This window comes from Pseudomonas sp. 06C 126 (assembly GCF_001855215.1).
Classification (GTDB): domain Bacteria; phylum Pseudomonadota; class Gammaproteobacteria; order Pseudomonadales; family Pseudomonadaceae; genus Aquipseudomonas; species Aquipseudomonas proteolytica.
Map to the genome: position 1 here is coordinate 37,149 of NZ_MIFU01000090.1, position 18,655 is coordinate 55,803.

The following is an 18,655-nucleotide window of genomic DNA, read 5'->3' on the forward strand; positions in this document are numbered from 1 at the left end:
TGGTGCGTAATCCCTGGGAGTGGCGGTGAACCCCAGGCTGCTTGCAGAGGATTACCACCTTCCAGGCCACTTTGGCGGGTGGTATCCGGGGCCGATATTCCCCACAATCACCCGGCGCTTTTCCCATGCCGAGGTGGATGACCCCATGACCCTGTTCTACGACGCCCGCGGCAATATCTACGGTGTGGCCAGCCCGGCCCTGTTACGCAGCCGGGGCATTGCCGTGCCCGATAGCGCCGCCCTGGCCGCCAGCACTCGCCAGGCGTGGGCGGCGTCGGCGATAGCGTCCGAATGCGGCTGGGGCACGTCGCCGCGTCCAGCCCAGGCCAAGGCCTATCGCTGCGATGGTTTGCTGGTCGGGCCGTTTCAGGCATTGCCACCGTATGACCTGCTGATCATCAACACCGATGGCTCCCTGGCCGAGCGCAGCGGCAATGGCTTGACGATTTTTGCCCAGGCCCTGACGGACGCGGGGCTGATGACTGGGGCCTGTGAGCTGCGGGTGCACCATGACAAACCGGATGCCCCCTCAACGGTGGCGACGTGGGTTGAGCCGGCGGTCCACCAGCAGGTTGCGGGGTTCTGGTTGACGTTGGGCCAGCCAGCATTCGGGCCCCAGGCAGTGGGGGCCGTGGGGTTGCCGAGCTACGAGCCCGCCCATGTGAGTGCGCTGGCTGCGATCAACCCGCAATGGGCACGCAGTGAGTTTGTGCGTATCGGCAACCCCCATTGTGTGACCTTGGTCGAGCACGCATCGGCCTTGCCGGACAATCGGCAAATGCATCAGCCGGGGTTGTTCGCGCCCTTGAAAGCGATTGCCTTTGCCCCGCCGGCAGGTGATGGCCGGCCTTGTGCTGCCGGGATCAACCTGCAGTGGGCCGCGCGCGATTCTGCCAATCGGGTGATCGCCCGGGTATTTGAGCGCGGCGAAGGCCCCACGGCATCCTCCGGGACCAGTGCCAGCGCGGTGGCCTGTGCAGCATGGCGCGCGGGGTGGGTCGAGGCGGGGGAGGTTGCGGTGGTGATGCCGGGTGGCACGGCGCCGGTACGTTTGCATGTTCAGGCCGGGACGTTGCTCAGTGTCAGTCTGTTCGGGGCCGCAACGCTTCAAGGCTGAGGACGCAAGTATTCGGTAGCTTAAATAAGTGTCAGTTGTTTCCTTATTGTTTAGTTATCGCCTGATGTATTACGTAAGTGATTTCTTGTTATTAATGCATGATTTGTTTTGCGGATTTCTCATTTTGTAAAAGAGACTTCCACCTTGTTCGTACGAAACTTCTTTTTTATTTTCAAAGTGCCGAATGTTCGCGGATCTCGCTAATCTTTAGAGCGTTCAGGCACTTTCTTTGGCCGCGCGATTGAGCTTGGCGGGGGAGAGTATTTCAATCAGATAGCGGACGGCGGGTAACAACGGATGGTTAATGCGCTTGTTTCGTCACGTTTCAAATTTATCCTGCAAAGTGTGGAAAATGACTTTCAAGTCCTGGCATTCAAAGGCCGCGAAGCCCTTGACCAGCCCTACTTCATCGAGGTGCAGTTGGTCAGCGAAAACCCTGGCCTTGATCTGGAAACATTGCTGCACCAGCCGGCCTACCTGGGCTTCGGCGAGGAGGGCGCAGGCCTGCATGGGCAGGTGTATGCAGTCGGCCGTGATGACCCCGGGGCCCGGCTCACCCGTTATCGTCTGACCCTGGCACCGCGCCTGGCGTGGCTGGAACACCGCCGTGACCTGTGCATCTTTCAACAACGCAGCGTGCCGCAGATCATTGCGGCCGTACTCGAACGCCACGGTATCCTGGCCGACGCGTATGCCTTCGAATTGGGTCCGGTGGTCTATCCGCCACGTACATTCTGTGTGCAATACGCAGAAACCGACCTGCACTTTATCCAGCGACTGTGTGAAGAAGAGGGAATTCACTACCACTTTCGCCACAGCCCGCACGCCCATGTGCTGGTATTTGGTGATGACCAGACGGTGTTTCGCCGCTTGCCTGTGCAGCGTTATCGCCCGGCCAGCACCGAGGCGCGGGGCATCCAGCGCTTCGATGTGCGCCTGGCCACCCGCAGCCGCCAGGTCGTGCGTCGTGATCATGACTTCGAGCACCCTGCGCGGCGCCTGCAAGCGCAAGCCGGGGCGCCATCGGTGCTACCGCTTGAGGACTATCACTACCCCGCAGGTTTTACGGGGCAGGCACGCGGCGTGCAACTGGCGCGTCGCAGCCTGGAGCGCCATCAGCGTGACCATCACCGGGCCTTGGGCAAGAGTGATCAACCGGCGTTATGCAGTGGCCATTTCCTGCCGTTGAGCGATCACCCGCAGCCCTCCTGCAATGACTTGTGGCTACTGACTTCAGTGCGTCACGAGGGGTATCAACCACAGGTGCTGGAAGAGGCGATGCCGGGCAGTGAAGTGTTCCAGGGATATCGCAACCGCTTCAACGCCACACCCTGGCGCGCGGTCCACCGCCCGGCGCTCAAGCACCCCAAACCGACGATCACTGGTAGCCAGACGGCCACCGTGACGGGGCCGGTGGGCGAGGAGGTGCACTGTGATGCCTATGGTCGGGTGAAGGTGCGGTTTCACTGGGATCGGTTGGACAAGACGAGTGATAAAAGCAGTTGCTGGGTGCGAGTGGCCTCCGGGTGGGCTGGTGACGGCTTTGGCGCGATCATGACGCCCCGGGTCGGCATGGAGGTGCTGGTGACGTTCCTGGACGGCGATCCTGATCGGCCTTTGATCAATGGCTGCCTGCCCAATGCGCGGCATCTGCCCCCTTATCCGTTACCGCAACACAAGACCCGCAGTGTATTGCGCAGCCGCAGTTCCCCCGGTGGCGCGGGCGCCAACGAACTGCACCTGGAGGACCACCTGGGCAAGGAGCTCATTTACCTGCGGGCCCAACGGGACCTGCAGCAACAGGTGGGGCATGACTGCCACCTGGACGTCGGGGGCGAGCGGCGTGAAACCATTCGCGGCCTGAGCACGGCGTACCTGGAAAGCGAGGAACACCGCGACGTTCGCGGCAATCGCAAAGTCCTGATCGGGGCCGGCGATCACCTGCAGGTAAAGGGCGACAGCCAGGCCTACATCGGCCAGGCCCTGGTGATCGAGGCGGGGCAACAGATCCATCTCAAGGCGGGCGCCAGCCTGGTGATCGACGCGGGTGCGCAGTTGAGTTTCAAGGCGGGAGGCGAACACCTGCTGATCCAGGCCGGCGGAATTTTCAGCAGTCGCCCCATCACCCAGGGTGGCTTGCCAGGGGTCGCACGCTCGGCCAACCCCGTGGGCCCGGGCGATAACCCATCATCGCCTCCGCGCGCCGCGGGTGTTCCCTCTATTTCAGTTATCCAGGGCGAAATCATGCACAGGGCGAGGCAACTGGATGCGGATTTTTGCCCAGTGTGCGAGCGCTGCCGCGAAGGTATGTGTGACATTCGCGGGAGGGTCGCGTGATGTCGCCCGGCCAATGGATGGCCCAACAGCAGCAGGCAGGGCGCCGCTTGTGTCTGGTCCTCGAGGGAAGCAGCGATGCGCGCTTGCCGTTGATAGCGTCCCGCAACCTGGCGCAATGTCTTAGCGTGTACGGTGGCAGCGCAGTGGCGGCGCTGGCGGCTGCAGGGCCGGTGATCCTGCTGGTGGAGCAACTCGGTGAACCCGCGCTGGTGAGCTTGCTGGAGCACCCGCAGGCGAACTGGGGCTGGCTGGGCAGCTTGCCCGACACAGACTTGGGTGGCGTTATCGAGCATTGGCACGCGCGGATGCTGGTGGGGCCGCCGGGCAAGCAGGCCCTGTACCGGTTCCACGACAACCGCACCTTGGCGCGAGCGCTTGCCTGCTTGCCGGTAGCGCAACGGCCAGCCTATCTCGGGCCGCTGATCAGTGTGTGCTACTGGTATGAAGACCAATGGTGCAGTGCCAGCAACCCTGCGCCCGGCCATTACCCGGTACCTGATCCCGCCCCATGGCTCAGCATTCCCAACCCCCAGGCCTCGGCCATTCTGCACGCCAATATTCTGCGCTACCTGCTGGCTGAGCACAGTGAAGATCTCGCGGCATTGGCTGAATTCCAGGACCCGAGGGTATGGCTGGCCCAGGTACTGGAACAGGCCCGCACCTGGCAATGGCGCGGGGCGCAACAACTGGAGTTCTTGGTGGTACGCCGGTTGGAGGAAGCGACGGGGGCCAGTGTGATCCGTTGGCAGCCGTTGGCGGGTGAGGCGCCGGGAGATCACTTTGCACGGGTGTTGGCGCAGTGGCACACCTTGAGGGAAAAACATGAGTAGGCGGGCGTGCGGTGCGTTACTGGTCGTGGGCATGGCGTGGTTGGCGGGATGCGCAAGTGTGCCCGCAGAGCGTTTTACCTTGCAGGTAGACCTGCCGGCCAATTTTCGATTCAAAAGCGCGGCCAACTACAGCCCCGCCGCAGGCGAAAGCTGCACCTTGCCAGTACGCCGAGGCAAGAGGCCAGAGCGCAAGGTCTTCAGCGTTGCGTATAACACCGCAGCCAGCCGCGTGACCCAGGACCTACCGCTGACTGAAACGGTAGAAGGTTGCCCGTTGGTGTTGCGCAGTGTGGAGTTTGATTTTTACGCACGGTGGGGAACGCGGGACACGGATATCGGGGGGGATATTGCGGCGATCTACATTCAGGACCGGGCAGGAGGGGAGACGCCTGGGTTGGAGACGTTGGAGTTGAAAGGGCGATGTCAGTGGTTGTTTCGTACCCTCGGAACACAGCATGCCATCAGGAAAATTCTTAAATGCAATTCACTGGACAACGAAGGGCAACTACAGAAGACACGGGCAGGTGGCGTAGTACTACACGATCAACTCCCCGGAAATACACTTAACTTGGTGATGGAAGTTTCGGACGAAGAGAGGCCTTATATGGGGAGTACCTGGATCCGTTTCCCTCACGGGTGGAAGCGTTGTCTGGGGAAAAACATGGACGATCAATATGGTTTTTGCGCGAAAGATGCTCCCCCTTTCAGGTCTTTCAAGATGCCTGACGGGCGTGAATGCAATGTTTACCCAACCTGCACTGAATAAGGATATTCAGCTATGGCTATCGAAGAATGGAAGGCACCGTTTTTCAGCGAAAAAATGCCGGCTTGCCCGTTACGTGGATGTTGGCTGAGTTTTTCCCTGGTTGATGAAACCGGCAATGGGAAAGCCTATGGAGGGCTTACCTATTCGGTCCTGGATAGTAACGGACAGCGGCACATTGGGCGCTTGGACGGTGATGGCTATGTGAAGCTGGCCAACCAATACAGAGGCCCATTGGTTCTGACTTTCGAGGCGGTTCATGAGTCATCTGGAGCTGATTATCACGGAGTATTGCAAGCGCGAGATCACTACCCCTTACCTATCACCGAGCTTCAATTTCGAGCTGAACATACTCGATTTGTGCGCAATGACGGCCTGCGGGTCGAGCAAAATCCGGCCCAGGAGCAAGCGAATCGTTTCTACCAAGTCGAAGTCCGCGACCTCGTCCGCCATGCCGCCCATTTGCCGCCTCCGGCGCCCCGGCATTTCGCCCCCCGACGCCATGCCCTGAAAATGATGGCCGACCTTGGATTCGGCCCACCGCAGCCTGCATTGTCGGGTGTGGTGCTATTCCCCAACCAGCACAGCGTACTGGAGGTCCGGCCGTTGCGGGCGTTGCGCCCGATGCTGTCCACCGAGGATGGGTTCTGCGCCCTGAACCTGTACCAACTGGCATTGATGGCGACCTTGAGCTACTGCCCATTTGGCCAGGAGCCGGCCGCCCAACCACAAGATGAGGTCCGTTTTCCCGTGGACCCAAGCATTGGCCATCTGTTTGCCGAAAAACTCTCGGGGTATGAGCAAGCCTGGAGGGTCGACGCTGGGCAAGTACAACGGTTTTACCCGCTGTATGAAGAGGTCGCCTATTCCCGGCGTTTCGAGATCCTGCCCTTCGATCCCCAGTTGTATCCGCAAAACAGCCCGAAGCTCGCGGGCGAGCAGGAGCATCCGGCGAACCTGCATTTTTTCGATGATGAAGAGCTGGGTACTGATACCCAGGCCTTTATCAGTCATCACGATGAGATCGTGCTGATTTCTGTACGGGGTACGGCCAGTGCCGCTGATGGCCTGCGTGATGCAAACGCCCACCAGGTGCCGTTCGCGGAGGGCATCGGCAAGGCCCATGAAGGTTTTTATCAGGCCTATCGAGCCATGCGCGACTTCGTGCTGCGCTACCTCGATCAGTTCTACAGCGGCCAACGTATCGTGATCTGCGGCCATAGCCTGGGAGGGGCAATCGCCCTGCTGCTGGCAGAGGGACTGCGCCGGGTCAAAGATGCCGACTACAACGTGCTCCTCTACACCTACGGTGCGCCGCGTGCCGCTGACGCGGAATTTATCAGAGGCGCGGCAGACCTGGTCCATCACCGTATCGTCAACCACAATGACCCGGTTCCCAGCGTGCCGGCACCCTGGATGAACACCACGGCCAAACTCTGGGTTCCCGGCGCGGTGACGATGTTCAGCGCCCCCGCGCCCGGAGGCCTGCTGTTTGCGGCGGGCCTGGTACGCGTCGGTGGCAATCCTTACTGGCACCACGGCGAGCAACAACACTTCATGCCGATCCTGCTCCCGGACGGAACGCATTCATCGGTGCTGTGGAAGCCCGGGTGTGAGTCGCTGGAGGAGGCGGGATGCAATCGCGCCTTGTACCTGAGCGGCGATATGCCCGAGCGCGATAACCTGCTCAAGCAGCTGTTCCAGGCCAGCCAGCATTTTATGGTCAGCAGCTACGTGCCGGCAGCCTGGGCCACCTTGCGTCGTTGGCAACAGACCCTGGATAACCGCGGCGCCCTCGTGACGTCGCGGGAGTACGCACTGATCGACGACGCCTTGGGCACCATGGGCCGCCAATTGCAGGACAAACAGTTGGAACTGCACCGTCGCCGACCAGCGAACGGGCGTAGCCATGAGCACTACGACGGCTTGGCTGCTGAAATAGACCGCTTGCAAATCAGTCGCCAGCGCCTGGAAAGTTTGCGCTGGCGCCGCCTGCAAGCCCGTGATGTCTATGGCAGCCATGCTCAGGGTGCAAACTTGCCAGCCAGCCTCAAACGCTGGTTCAGCCACCGGGAAAACCGTGAGCTATCGCAAGTGGCAAGCATCCCGCCGGCCTTGCATGACGAGCATGGCAAAGGCCAGCCGTTGGACCTCGACTCGATCGTTTAGCCCAGGGTTTTACAAAAAAGCCACCTGCGCCAGCTGGCGCTTCATCAACACCTTGCCGTTGCGGATCGAATACAGCGCCAGGCCCTGGCTGCGAATGACCTCGTAGTCGCTGTCGGCCGAGAGAATCAGCAGGTTGGCCGGCCGCCCCGGTTCCAGGCCGTAGCGATCGCCCAGGGCCATGGCTTTGGCGCTGTTGTCGGTGACAAGGTCCAGGGCCCTTTGCAGGTTGCTGTAGCCGAGCATATGGCAGATATGCAGCCCGGCTTCGAGCACCCGCAGAATATTGCCGTTGCCCAGTGGGTACCAGGGATCGACGATGGAGTCCTGGCCGAAGCACACGTTCATGCCGGCCTCCAACAGTTCGTTGACCCGGGTTACGCCCCGGCGTTTCGGGAAGTTGTCGAAGCGGCCCTGCAAGTGAATGCTTTCGGTGGGGCAGGAAACAAAGCTGATGCCAGAGTGCCCCAACAGCCGGAACAGTTTTGCGCAGTAGGCATTGTCGTAGGAGCCCATGGCCGTGGTGTGGCTGGCGGTGACCCGGCTGCCCATGTCGCGACTGCGGGCCTCTTCGGCCAGCACTTCGAGAAAGCGCGAGTGCGGGTCGTCGGTTTCATCGCAATGCACGTCGACCAGGCAGCCCGTGCGTTCGGCCAGGTCCATGAGGAACTTGACCGAGCTGACCCCTTGGTCGCGGGTGTATTCGAAATGGGGAATGCCGCCCACCACATCGGCGCCGAGGCGAATGGCTTCTTCCATCAATTCACGGCCATTGCGGTAGGACTCGATGCCTTCCTGGGGAAATGCCACGATCTGCAGGTCGATCAGGTGTGAGCTCTCCTGGCGCACTTCGAGCATGGCCTTGAGCGCCGTCAACTGCGGGTCGGTGACGTCCACGTGGGTGCGTACATGCTGGATACCATGGGCCGCCAGGGCCTGGATGGTTTGTTTGGCGCGGGTCTTGGTGTCTTCATGGGTGATGGTGGCCTTGCGTTCGCCCCAGCACTCGATCCCTTCAAACAGCGTCCCGCTCATATTCCAGCGCGGCTCGCCGGCAGTGAGGGTGGCATCAAGGTGGATATGCGGTTCGACAAAAGGTGGTACCACCAGGTTACCCGCAGCATCCAGGTCGTCCGGGCCCATGGGCGGCGTGGCAGTTTGAGGCGTAATACTGGCGATCCGGCCATGTTCCAGGTGCAGATCATGCAGGCCTTCACGGTTGCGCAGGCGGGCGTTGATGATATGCATGGGCAAGTTCCTCTTGGGCAAAAAGCAATCAGGCAGACAGCCGCCAGATCATCAGCGCGACGCCGATGTCCAGACGGTCATTGGGATTGTCCAGCGACAGCCCGCACAGGGCCTCGATACGTTGGACGCGGTGGGTCAGGGTGTTGCGGTGGACCGCCAACCGCTGGGACGCAGCCACAAGGTTACCATTGTCCAGGAACCAGGCTTGCAGGGTCGGCATCAGGCTGGGGCCGTGGCGCTGGTCATGGCGCAGCAGCGGCCCCAGGCGTTCATGGAGGAACTGCTCGAGCAGCCCGCGATCGCGTACCGCGCTCAGTAGCTTCAGCAGCCCTAGCTCATCGTAGACACAGACGCCGGCATGCTCGCCAAAGCGCCGGGCAACCACCAGCGCCTGGCGAGCTTCGTCCAGGCCCTGGGCGAGGCCGGCGGGCGGATGTTTTGCCGCGCTCAAGCCGATGCATAGCTTCAGCGGGGCCAGGCGCAGGTTCAACGGCCTCAGCCAATTTGCCAGGCGTTGCCGGTGATCTTCGGTGGCCGGCAGCAGCAAGGTCCATTGCCCAGCCCTGCCAAGTACGGGCAGGGGTGAGGGATGCTCGGCGGCGAACTGGCGCAATCGGCGGGTAATGCCTTCGTGTTGGCGAGCGAGTTGGGCTTCGGCCTCCCCAGCCACGGTTTGCGCAAATAACGCGTCGCCACCCTCCAGTTGTAACTGCGCCACTTGCCAGTGTCCGGCCAATGGCATGCCCAGTTGGCTGGTGCGATGCAACAGCAGGTCGAGGGATTGGTAGTCCCCCGCCAACAGGCGTTCCAGCACCTCATGCCGTGAACGCCCCAACTGCTCGGACTCGATCAGCGCCGAGCCGATGGCCTGGGTCACCAGGACCATTTTCAGCGAGTACGGTTGTTCGATCAGCGGCATCCCGGCGGCGTCGGCGGCTTGCAGCAACCCAGGGGCAATCCCCTGGATGTAATCCGCACCGGTCAGGATCACCAGGCCGGCGACACGCCGCGCGCAGGCTTCATCCAGCAGGCGCAGGAGATTGGCCTCATCACGCGGGTGGTTGATACCGGTGATGAACACCAGTTCGCCGCCCAGCACCCAGTCTGCAATGCCGCTGTTCTCGGCCACATAAGGCCAGCGCACGCCATTGTCCAGGCCTGCGCTACCGGCTCGCAGGGTCATGGACTCCAGCCCGGGCAGGGCCAGCACATCCGCCACGGTCAGGCTCATGCCTGGGCGTCAGCCAAGGGCACCCGCACCCGCAGGACCGCGGTGAGCAAGATGTAGGTGGCGGCCGCGGCGATAATTCCCACCAGCGGCGCGACCCATGGCGAACTGAACGCCAGCACCGTACCCACCCCATAGGCAATCAGCCCCGGCCAATTGAACGCGGGCAAACGCACCTCCGCCAGCCGAGGGTACTGACCGCGATAGCGATAGAAGAAATCGGCCATGATCACCCCGCCAATCGGTGGAATCACGGTGCCCAGCAAAATCAGATAGGGCACCAGCATGTCGTACATCCCCAGCAAGGCGAGCAGGGTGCCGATCACGGCGCCGACCAGGGTCACAGTCTTGCGGCGTTTGGTACGCAGCAGGTTGCAGCCGGCGACGGCGAAGTTGTAGATGGTGTTGTCCTGGGTGCTCCAGATATTGAGCAGCAACATGGCCATTGCAGCCATGGCGAAACCTTGCAGCAGCAACACCTCCACCACATCCGGCTGTTGATAGACGATAGCGCCGTAGGCCCCAATCAGCACCATCAGGCCGTTGCCGATAAAAAAGCCGATCAGGCTGGCCAGGACTGCCACCTTGGCCGAGCGGGAAAAGCGCGTCCAGTTGGTAGCCTGGGTTGCGCCACTGACAAAGGTGCCGAATACCAGAGTAATGGCCGTGGACAAATCCAACTCACCGCTGGGTACCACGGCAAGCAAGCCTTCCAGCCCCCCGATGTGCACCGTGGCCACCCACATCGACAGCAACAGCAGCAGGCCCATGGCCGGGACTGCGATGTAAGAGAGGATTTCCAGGCCGCGATAGCCCACGTAGGCCGTGGCGCAGAACACCAGGCCGAACAGCACCATCAGTGCCATCACGCTGCCCTGGCCCAGCTCGAAATACTTACCCAGTACCACGGCCGCCGTGGCGGTGCCCCAGGCGTACCAGCCAATCTGGGTGAAACCCAGGATCAGGTCACTCAACTTGCTACCCACTTCGCCAAAGCAGAACCGCCCCATCAGCACCGAGTTCAAGCCGCTCTTGAAGGCGATGTAACCCAGGCCTGCGGCGTAGATACCCAACAGCAGGTTACCCAGGGCCACGACACCGAGCATCTGGGTAAAACTGAAGGCCACCCCCAGTTTGCCGCCGGCGAACATGGTCGCGGTAAAAAAGGTGAAGCCCAGCAACACCATGGCCGTGGAGCCAAGGCCCTTGCGTGCATGCATGGGTACTTCGCTGAGAGGGTAATCGTTGCCCGGTTCGTGCTGCGTCATGTGCCGTTCCCCTGTGAGTGACCCAGGGCCCGTTGCAGCCGGCGTGCCAACTGCCGGGCAGTGACGGCTGCACGGTGGACACTGTGCAGGTTGCACACTATTCAGGGGGCGGGCGGGGCAGATAGAGGGGATTGCTTGTTGGTTATGCCCAGTCAGGCGCGATAGCGGTGCAGCGGTGATACAAATTGGATCACCGTGCCGGGGTGTCAGTCGAACAGGGTCTGGGTGATTTCGCCGCGGTGAAAGGCGAAGGCTGCTTCAAGATCACTCTCGATGGTGCGGCCGCGTGACAGGGGCGGCAGTTCGTCGAGGCGGAAGAAGCCGACGTCGGTGGTTTCAAAGCCCGCCGTGGGGGCGGCCTGGTCGGTGCGCTCGCAGAGAAAGTACAACTTATAGAAGTCACGCACGTCGGGCCGGTACAGGCCCTTGGCTTTGTGGGTCACGCTGTACAGCGTGCGTGCGGTGACGCTTAAGCCAGCTTCTTCGCGAAGCTCCTTGACGATGTTTTCTGCAGCCGACAATCCGATATCGGCATAACCCCCCGGTAATGCCCAACAGCCATCCGTTGCTTCGCGTACCAGCAGGATCCGCTCGTCTTCAATCAGCGCGCCACGCACATCGATCATCGGTGTTGAATAGCGCTGCGCGAAGTCCGAGACCAGGCCGGTAATGCGCTCCAGAGGCACTTGTCCCAACTGCGCAAGCATACTGTGGGCAATATGGGCGATCTCTTCCAGGCGTTCGCGCTCGAAGTCATCAGTGCAAAAGTGCAGCCCGGTGGATGCCAATGCCTGCAGGCGCTTGGCCTGGGCCAGCCAGGTGGATTCCATGGTGTGGTTCCTTGAGTTGCGGCGAAGTCTGGTTTTAATCGCTGTGATCCTCGAACGCAAACCCTTACGCCGAGGGTGCCTCAAAAATCGCCTCGATCGGCCGTTCAAACAGCCTGGCTATTTTGAAGGCCAACGGCAGGCTGGGGTCGTAGCGGCCCGTTTCGATGGCGTTGACGGTCTGGCGCGACACTTCAAGTTGTGCCGCCAGATCCGCCTGGGACCAGCCTCGGTCGGTACGCAATTGGCGCATCAGGTTGTTCATCGATAACGCCTTGCGCCGATCACCGTGGCTACTGCCCAGATACCGCCCATGACGGGCCATACAAAAAACATCGACAGGCGGGGCAGGCCGGCGGTTTCCAGGAAGCCATAGCTGAAGGTGATCAGCGCCGTGCAGATAAATGCAATGCCCAGGGCCTCCAATTGAATCTTGCGGCCCATCTCATCCATTCGCCCCAATTGGCGGATCGCCGCCAAGGCCATGGCGACGAGGGGAATGACCGGGACCAGGGCGAGGGAGATTTTCCCAGCGCCCTCGGGGGCGTCGGCCAGAAAGTGGGTACTGACAAGCACGGCAACCACATAGGCGGCCAGGGCGATGAAGAATTCCACAAAATAGCGTTTGATTGGCATGCGCGCGTTCCGTAAGTAAAGGGAGCTTTACACTAGGAGGGCAAATGTCGAGTGTCAAGCTCGCTTTACATTTTGCAGGCTCGATCCTGCAATCAATTCCAGGATTTACTCACCGCGATAAATACAGCCACTGGTGCAGGTCTCGTGGATACGAATGGCGCTGAGTTCCGGCAGCAAGGGCTTCAACTCGTTCCAGATCCACTTGGCCAGCACTTCGCTGGTCGGGTTCTCCAGGCCGGGGATGTCGTTGAGGTAGTTGTGGTCGAGGCGCTCATAGAGCGGCTTGAAAATCGCCTTGATCTCCGAAAAGTCACGGATCCAGCCGGTATGCGGGTCAAGGTCGCCGCTCAGATGGATGGCCACCTTGAAGGAGTGACCATGCAGGCGCCCGCACTTATGGCCTTCGGGGACGTGAGGCAAGCGGTGGGCGGACTCGAATGTGAACTCTTTGAAAATTTCCACGGTATGACCTGTAAGGCAGGAGTTTCTAGGGCGGTGTGCGGTTGTCAGTGTCGGGTGGGCGCTTGATGGGCCCAGGCGACCGACTTGGCGCGCATTCTAACCTGTTTTAAGGGCCGACCTGGTGGCGTGTATCAAGCGTGGTTATTCCTGGGACCACAACGTTGTACTGACCTTGACCCCGTCCCCACACGGCAGTGAGTACTGCGACCCTCGCCGCTGCAACTCTGCGAGTGCACGGGCACACTGCACCTGGCCTTGGGCCGCCGCGTTATCAATGCTGATGTTGCCGGTGGTTTCAGACACAAGGTCGCCGTTTTTCTCGACCCGGATCAATGGCCGCTCGGGCTTGATTTCAAACCGGCTTTTCGTCGGCTCGATGTTCAGTGCCAGGTCGGCAGGGGCGGCGGGCAGTTGATCTTCGGTAACACCATACCGCTTGAGCAGCGAGAGATTGGGCAAGTCTTGTGCGCTTGTTGGGCCCACTGCCAGGAGCAGGAACAAACCAAGGCCATACATTATTCGGCGCTCAGAACCCATGATTGTATCTTTCCATGGTTGATTCTTGATGGGCTGGATTGAAGAACAACTTGTTGTTATCGCAACCGCGTTTAGGGCATGGAGTGTCCAACCAGAAAGAAGAGCCGTAGCGGTTGCCGAACTGCGTGCCTGGTTCATAAACCTTGAACGAGGACGGGTTGAAACTACCGGCGCTGCAGCCGCTGGTAATCAGGGCAACAGTAAAGAGGCCCAGGAGCTTTATGGGGTTCATAGGGGGTAATCCGTTTTAAGTTGATCAGTGTTCTACAGCGCTGCCCAGGAGCCTGGCAGCATGGTCCAAGGCCTAGGCCTCTTCACTCTCGAATTCCAGCAAGTCGCCGGGCTGGCAATCCAGAGCGATACATAGCTTGTTCAGGGTTTCGAGTTTAAAACCTTTGATTTTTCCGTTTTTCAATAGCGATAGATTGGCTTCCGTAATCCCAATGGCTTCTGCAAGCTGATTGGAGCGGATCTTTTTCTTCGCCATCATGACGTCCAAACGAATAATGATCGTCATGGTTTATATGATGCTTTTGTTTTCATCGTTAATAGCCTTGGACTCAGCCACTATTAATGAGAACGCACACAGAAATATGCCTTGGATGATTTCATAGATCGCGGTGGATGAAATACCAATGTCGATGCTGATGGCGCGCTCTCCGGAAGGCATGTCTATCGCCAGGGCCAAACCCTGGAGGGTGTAAATCACAGGTGCCAACAGTGGGCTGATAATAAAAAGAAGTCCCATCCACCACAGCATCTTTATATTTGATTCGATCCAGATCTGTCCTTTGGAAAGACGCATGAAAAAAATGCCGGTCAGTAACAGCGCAACCACCATCAGGTCGGCAGGCAGCATATCCAATACCAGAAGCAGGCCGGTTGCCAGGGACGATGGCTGATAGTCCGGGGCCAACAGCAAAGGCATCTGGCTGCCATAGGTGCTCAGGTGACTGGCCAGGATATTCGAATAGTCGAAGATCCAGAGCAATGGGGTACAGCCGAACTCGACAAGTGCCACGGCCCACGCCAGCAACGCGGCAAAGGCTCCGATGGAGCGCAGGCGGCTGTTGGTGGAGACGGAATCCAGATTGTTGTCCATGTGTCGTTCCAAACGCAGTTGATGGGGCGAATAATCCATGAATAATTATCGAATTACAATAATTTTTTCCAAAAAAATTAATGGCGCCCTCTGCATCCTTAAACGTTCGGGGGTAGCAATAAAAGCGAGTCACAGGGCAATCAGGCGCTCACCCAATCGGTCGTTATCGGCCAGTTCTAGGAACTCATCACCCAGCCTCTGGCTTTCACTCATTGCGGTTTGCCAGTACTGATTGCGTCGGGCGTCATCCCCCAAAAAGCGTTTGAAGTCGCTGCGATCTGGCAATTTGCCGTAGGGCAGGCGAGCCAGGTACTCCCGTGAGGGCGCCAATAGCAACACATCCTGCAAACCCTGGGGGTTGCTGCGCCGCCACGGCAGGCCCTTATCGAACCAGCCGGGGATGACCCGGTCGGTGAAGTGCGGGTACAGCACGATGTCATCGCCGTGGTAGGGCAGGTCGAGGTGGTAGTCCAGCAGGCCGCCATCGCGATAGGTGCCGGCACCGGCGCCCGGCAGGTCGCGCACGCCTTGCATGACCATGGGGATCGAGCCGGACGCCAGCAGTGCCTGGCGCAGGTTGCCCAGTTCCAGGTCGAGGAAGCGCGAAGGGAAATCCTTGAGCGGGTGCAATGGCGGCGCCTGGCGCGGGTCGTGGATGATCAGTCGTTCAAAATGCCGGGACAGCCGCGCACGGCCACGCAGGTTGTCGGCGATTACCGAGGACAGGCCCAGGCCCAGGCGGCCACGGTGATCGTCGGCCAGCAGGCCATGGCTTTTGACGACCACGATATTCAGGCGATAGTGCGGGTTATCCAGCAGCGTCGCATCGCGCCCGGCCAACAGGTCATCGAGCATGCGCTGGCAGCTCTGGCTGACTTCGGCCATGGTCACGCCCTTGGCAAAGCGTTGCTCGTTGTACAAGCGACCAAGGTCGAGCAGGCCTTGTACAGGGTCTGGCAGGCAGGCGCTGGCAAAGCGCCAGGAACCGATGGAGGCACCGATCAGCGAGCGCTCGCGGGGCGCGCGCGCCAGCCAGTCACCGAACAGCGCCAGGTCCAGGCCCTGTATGCCCAAGGCCTTGGGGCCCCCGGCTGCGCCGGGCAAAATTCCTACGTCGGCAGGCTGCAGGCCTTGTTCGCGAATGCGTGCAAAGGCGCGCTGGCCAGCCTTGAGCGTCAGGGCTGGAAACTTGATGTGGATGGCGGTCATACCGATCTCTGTGCAGGCGAGCAGGGCAGTATAGGAAATCTTCCCGGGGGCCTGGCAAGGTGTTGTGGGACAATTGCCATGGTGGCAATTCAGTTTCAGTTAAGTTGCGATCCGTACTGTAGGGAGCGTAGGCAAAACATCCTGAAATGGAGAATCATCATGAAATACCTCACAGCCGTTATCGCCGCCAGTATCATCGCCCTCACCACCGGCCTGGCCCAGGCCCGGGACCTGGGACCGGATGAAGCGCTGAAACTGCGTGACGCTGGTACCATCCTGTCGTTCGAGAAGCTCAACGCTGCCGCCCTGGCCAAACATCCCGGTGGCACTGTGCATGAGACCGAGTTGGAGCAGGAGTACGGCAAATACATTTACCAGGTTGACCTGCGCGATGCCCAGGGCGTCGAGTGGGACGTGGAATTGGACGCTGTCACCGGGCAAGTTCTCAAGGATCATCAGGATACGTAATGAAGGTAAATCTACGCACCGGCAGTCGACTGGCGCTGGTGCTCCTGGCCTTTTGCTCGGTGGTGGCTGCCCGAGACCTCAATCAGGACGAAGCCCTGGCGCTGCGCCAGCAAGGGGTGATCCTGTCCCTTGAGCAACTGCTGCAGCAGGCCATGGCGCGGCATCCCGGGTCCCGGTTGCTGGAGGCCGAGCTTGAGAGCAAGCACGACCGCTACGTCTATGAAGTAGAGCTGGTGACCACCGATGGCGTGGTTCGGGAAATTAAACTGGACGCGACCACGGGCGCGCTGCTTAAAGACGAGGAAGATGACTGATGCGCCTGCTTCTGGTGGAAGACCATGTGCCCCTGGCCGATGAATTGCTGGCCGGGCTCAAAGCCCAGGGGTACGCCGTGGATTGGCTGGCGGACGGTCGTGACGCGGTGTATCAGGGGCGCAGCGAGCCGTATGACCTGATCATCCTCGATCTGGGCTTGCCCGGGCTGCCGGGGCTTGAGGTGTTGAGCCAATGGCGCGCCGCCGCCCTGGCGACCCCGGTGTTGATCCTCACCGCCCGTGACTCCTGGGCCGAACGCATCGAAGGGCTCAAGGCCGGAGCCGACGATTACCTGAGCAAACCGTTTCACCCCGAAGAGTTGTACCTGCGCATCCAGGCGTTGTTGCGCCGCTCCCATGGCCAGGCCAACCAGCCGACGCTGCAGGCCGCCGGCCTGCATCTGGATGAAGGCCGCCAGTGTGTGATGCGCGACGGTGCCGAGGTGCAACTGACCGCTGCCGAGTTCCGTCTGCTGCGCTACTTCATGCTGCATCCCGAGCAGATCCTGTCCAAAAGCCACCTGGCCGAGCACTTGTACGATGGTGAAACCGAGCGCGACTCCAACGTCCTCGAAGTGCACGTCAATCATCTGCGCCGCAAGCTGGGGCGTAGCGTGATTGAAACCCGGCGCGGCCAGGGTTATCGCTTTGGCGCCAGCCCCACGTGAGGTCGATCCAGCGGCGTTTGAGCCTGGGGCTGATCAGCGTGATGGTGATCGTCGGCCTGGTGCTGGCGCAAACCAGCCTGTGGCTGTTTGAAATGGGTTTGCAGCGCTACCTGGAGTCGGGCCTGCGCAACGACAGTGAAAACCTGCTGGTGGCCCTGGTGCGTGGCCCCGGTGGCGTGCAACTGGATGAACAGCGCTTGTCGCCGGCCTATCAGCGGCCGTTCTCCGGGCATTATTTTCGTATCGACTTCAGCGACAACCACTGGCGCTCCCGCTCCCTGTGGGACCAGGAACTGCCGCAGCTGCCCCAGGCCGGCCTGCAGGGCAATCTGCAGTTGGGCCCGGAAGGCCAGCAATTGCTGATACTGCGCTCGGACTACAAACGGTTTGGCCAGGCGATTTCCATCAGCGTGGCCCAGGACTACACACCGGTGCGCGAGAGTTTTCGCCTGATGCGCCAGGTCGGCCTGGTCCTGGGGATGGCGGCGTTGCTGCTGATCCTGCTGCTGCAACGGGTCACTGTGCGTCGGGCCCTGCGCCCGCTGGAGACCGCCCGCGAGCAGATCGCGCAGTTGCAGCAAGGCCAGCGCTCGCAACTGGACACCCAGGTGCCGGTGGAACTGGAGCCGCTGGTGGCACAGATCAATCACCTGCTGGCCCATACCGAAGACAGCCTCAAACGCTCGCGCAACGCCCTGGGCAACCTCGGCCACGCCTTGAAGACGCCCCTGGCAGTGCTGTTGAGTGTGGCGTCCAGCGAGCAGCTCAAGGACCAGCCGCAATTGGCCAAGTTGTTGCGCGAGCAGTTGCAGCAGGTGCAGCAACGGCTCAACCGCGAACTCAACCGCGCGCGCCTGGCCGGTGAAACCCTGCCCGGCGCACTGTTCGACTGCGACAGCGAGCTGCCAGGCCTGCTGGCGACCCTGAACATGATCCACGGCGAGCACCTGGACCTGAGCTACCACGTACGCCCCGGCCTGCAGTTGCCTTGGGACCGTGAAGACCTGCTGGAGCTGCTGGGCAACCTGCTGGACAACGCCTGCAAATGGGCGGATGCCGAGGTGCGCGTGAGCATTGACGAGGCGCCCCATAGTTTTCAGCTGCGGGTCGAGGATGACGGGCCGGGGATTCCCGAGGCTCAGCGTAGCCAGGTGTTCAGCCGAGGCACTCGACTGGATGAGCAGACCGATGGCCATGGCCTGGGGTTAGGGATCGTGCGGGATATCGTTGAGGTGTGGGGTGGCACTTTGCAGTTGCATGAGAGTGAGTTCGGCGGCCTCAAGGTGCTGATCGAGTTACCCCGACGCCAGGGCTGATGGCACTTTGTTTTCGATTTGTAGGGATTTGCAACAAGGCTTTTCCTTGTAACGCCTGGCCGCAACCATTTCGCTTATAACAGCCACCTGGCTGACCATGCCGAGCGTTTTTTTCGCTCAAGGCATGGTGTCTGTCAGAGCACTTGCCAGCCGGGCACT

The 18,655-nt window shown here is 60.7% G+C and carries 21 protein-coding genes; 9 read left to right on the forward strand and 12 right to left on the reverse strand.

Annotation, left to right across the window (positions count from 1 at the left end; translation table 11 throughout):
• Window positions 1-145 precede the first annotated feature (145 nt).
• From BHC62_RS16550 to BHC62_RS16570, 5 genes are all read left to right on the forward strand, one after another.
• Window positions 146-1,117, forward strand: coding sequence for a diaminopimelate epimerase (locus BHC62_RS16550; protein WP_070995546.1), 972 nt, complete (start codon window positions 146-148; stop codon window positions 1,115-1,117).
• A gap of 297 nt (window positions 1,118-1,414) precedes the next feature.
• Complete coding sequence (locus BHC62_RS16555) at window positions 1,415-3,454, forward strand: type VI secretion system tip protein VgrG (RefSeq protein ID WP_070995547.1); 2,040 nt, start codon at window positions 1,415-1,417, stop codon at window positions 3,452-3,454.
• The gene (locus tag BHC62_RS16560) at window positions 3,454-4,284 is read left to right on the forward strand and encodes a DUF4123 domain-containing protein (RefSeq protein ID WP_070995548.1); all 831 of its coding nucleotides are present in this window, start codon (window positions 3,454-3,456) and stop codon (window positions 4,282-4,284) included. The genes BHC62_RS16555 and BHC62_RS16560 overlap by 1 nt, the downstream gene beginning before the upstream one ends.
• Window positions 4,285-4,315: 31 nt before the next feature.
• Complete coding sequence (locus BHC62_RS16565) at window positions 4,316-5,050, forward strand: hypothetical protein (protein ID WP_256324370.1); 735 nt, start codon at window positions 4,316-4,318, stop codon at window positions 5,048-5,050.
• Between the two features lie 12 nt (window positions 5,051-5,062).
• Complete coding sequence (locus tag BHC62_RS16570) at window positions 5,063-7,216, forward strand: lipase family protein (RefSeq protein WP_070995550.1); 2,154 nt, start codon at window positions 5,063-5,065, stop codon at window positions 7,214-7,216.
• 9 nt (window positions 7,217-7,225) lie between these two features.
• Here BHC62_RS16570 and codA read toward each other — a convergent pair whose 3' ends face one another.
• From codA to BHC62_RS16630, 12 genes are all read right to left on the reverse strand, one after another.
• Window positions 7,226-8,461, reverse strand: coding sequence for a cytosine deaminase (codA, locus tag BHC62_RS16575; RefSeq protein ID WP_070995551.1), 1,236 nt, complete (start codon window positions 8,459-8,461; stop codon window positions 7,226-7,228).
• A 28-nt stretch (window positions 8,462-8,489) separates the two neighbouring features.
• Window positions 8,490-9,692: a PucR family transcriptional regulator gene (locus BHC62_RS16580; protein ID WP_070995552.1), complete on the reverse strand. Its 1,203-nt coding sequence runs from the start codon at window positions 9,690-9,692 to the stop codon at window positions 8,490-8,492.
• A complete protein-coding gene (codB, locus tag BHC62_RS16585) occupies window positions 9,689-10,957 on the reverse strand; it encodes a cytosine permease (RefSeq protein WP_070995553.1) in 1,269 nt (422 codons plus the stop codon). Before codB ends, BHC62_RS16580 begins: the two co-directional genes overlap by 4 nt.
• A 206-nt stretch (window positions 10,958-11,163) precedes the next feature.
• On the reverse strand, window positions 11,164-11,787 hold the full coding sequence (locus BHC62_RS16590) for an NUDIX hydrolase (RefSeq protein WP_029296670.1): 624 nt from the start codon (window positions 11,785-11,787) through the stop codon (window positions 11,164-11,166).
• Window positions 11,788-11,851: 64 nt separating this feature from the next.
• The gene (locus BHC62_RS16595) at window positions 11,852-12,049 is read right to left on the reverse strand and encodes a helix-turn-helix transcriptional regulator (RefSeq protein ID WP_029296669.1); all 198 of its coding nucleotides are present in this window, start codon (window positions 12,047-12,049) and stop codon (window positions 11,852-11,854) included.
• Complete coding sequence (locus BHC62_RS16600) at window positions 12,046-12,420, reverse strand: hypothetical protein (protein ID WP_070995554.1); 375 nt, start codon at window positions 12,418-12,420, stop codon at window positions 12,046-12,048. The genes BHC62_RS16595 and BHC62_RS16600 overlap by 4 nt, the downstream gene beginning before the upstream one ends.
• Before the next feature lie 105 nt (window positions 12,421-12,525).
• A complete protein-coding gene (gene queD / locus BHC62_RS16605) occupies window positions 12,526-12,882 on the reverse strand; it encodes a 6-carboxytetrahydropterin synthase QueD (protein ID WP_003190259.1) in 357 nt (118 codons plus the stop codon).
• Window positions 12,883-13,023: 141 nt separating this feature from the next.
• Window positions 13,024-13,341 carry a hypothetical protein gene (locus BHC62_RS16610; protein WP_175581909.1) on the reverse strand — a complete coding sequence of 106 codons (318 nt, stop codon included), beginning with the start codon at window positions 13,339-13,341 and terminating at the stop codon, window positions 13,024-13,026.
• A gap of 67 nt (window positions 13,342-13,408) precedes the next feature.
• On the reverse strand, window positions 13,409-13,651 hold the full coding sequence (locus BHC62_RS16615; protein WP_070995556.1) for a hypothetical protein: 243 nt from the start codon (window positions 13,649-13,651) through the stop codon (window positions 13,409-13,411).
• Between the two features lie 72 nt (window positions 13,652-13,723).
• Complete coding sequence (locus BHC62_RS16620; protein WP_029296656.1) at window positions 13,724-13,936, reverse strand: helix-turn-helix transcriptional regulator; 213 nt, start codon at window positions 13,934-13,936, stop codon at window positions 13,724-13,726.
• A gap of 3 nt (window positions 13,937-13,939) precedes the next feature.
• Complete coding sequence (locus BHC62_RS16625; RefSeq protein ID WP_029296654.1) at window positions 13,940-14,521, reverse strand: hypothetical protein; 582 nt, start codon at window positions 14,519-14,521, stop codon at window positions 13,940-13,942.
• A gap of 129 nt (window positions 14,522-14,650) precedes the next feature.
• Entirely contained in the window at window positions 14,651-15,730 is a 1,080-nt protein-coding gene (locus BHC62_RS16630) for a hypothetical protein (protein WP_070995557.1), read from the reverse strand.
• A 159-nt stretch (window positions 15,731-15,889) separates the two neighbouring features.
• Between BHC62_RS16630 and BHC62_RS16635 the strand changes: the two genes are divergently transcribed.
• From BHC62_RS16635 to BHC62_RS16650, 4 genes are read left to right on the forward strand one after another with little or no spacing between them, the layout of a single operon-like run.
• Entirely contained in the window at window positions 15,890-16,198 is a 309-nt protein-coding gene (locus tag BHC62_RS16635; RefSeq protein ID WP_029296650.1) for a PepSY domain-containing protein, read from the forward strand.
• The gene (locus BHC62_RS16640; protein ID WP_029296649.1) at window positions 16,198-16,512 is read left to right on the forward strand and encodes a PepSY domain-containing protein; all 315 of its coding nucleotides are present in this window, start codon (window positions 16,198-16,200) and stop codon (window positions 16,510-16,512) included. The genes BHC62_RS16635 and BHC62_RS16640 overlap by 1 nt, the downstream gene beginning before the upstream one ends.
• Complete coding sequence (locus tag BHC62_RS16645) at window positions 16,512-17,180, forward strand: response regulator transcription factor (RefSeq protein ID WP_029296647.1); 669 nt, start codon at window positions 16,512-16,514, stop codon at window positions 17,178-17,180. Before BHC62_RS16640 ends, BHC62_RS16645 begins: the two co-directional genes overlap by 1 nt.
• A complete protein-coding gene (locus BHC62_RS16650; RefSeq protein WP_070995558.1) occupies window positions 17,177-18,496 on the forward strand; it encodes a sensor histidine kinase in 1,320 nt (439 codons plus the stop codon). The genes BHC62_RS16645 and BHC62_RS16650 overlap by 4 nt, the downstream gene beginning before the upstream one ends.
• The last annotated feature ends 159 nt before the right edge of the window (window positions 18,497-18,655 follow it).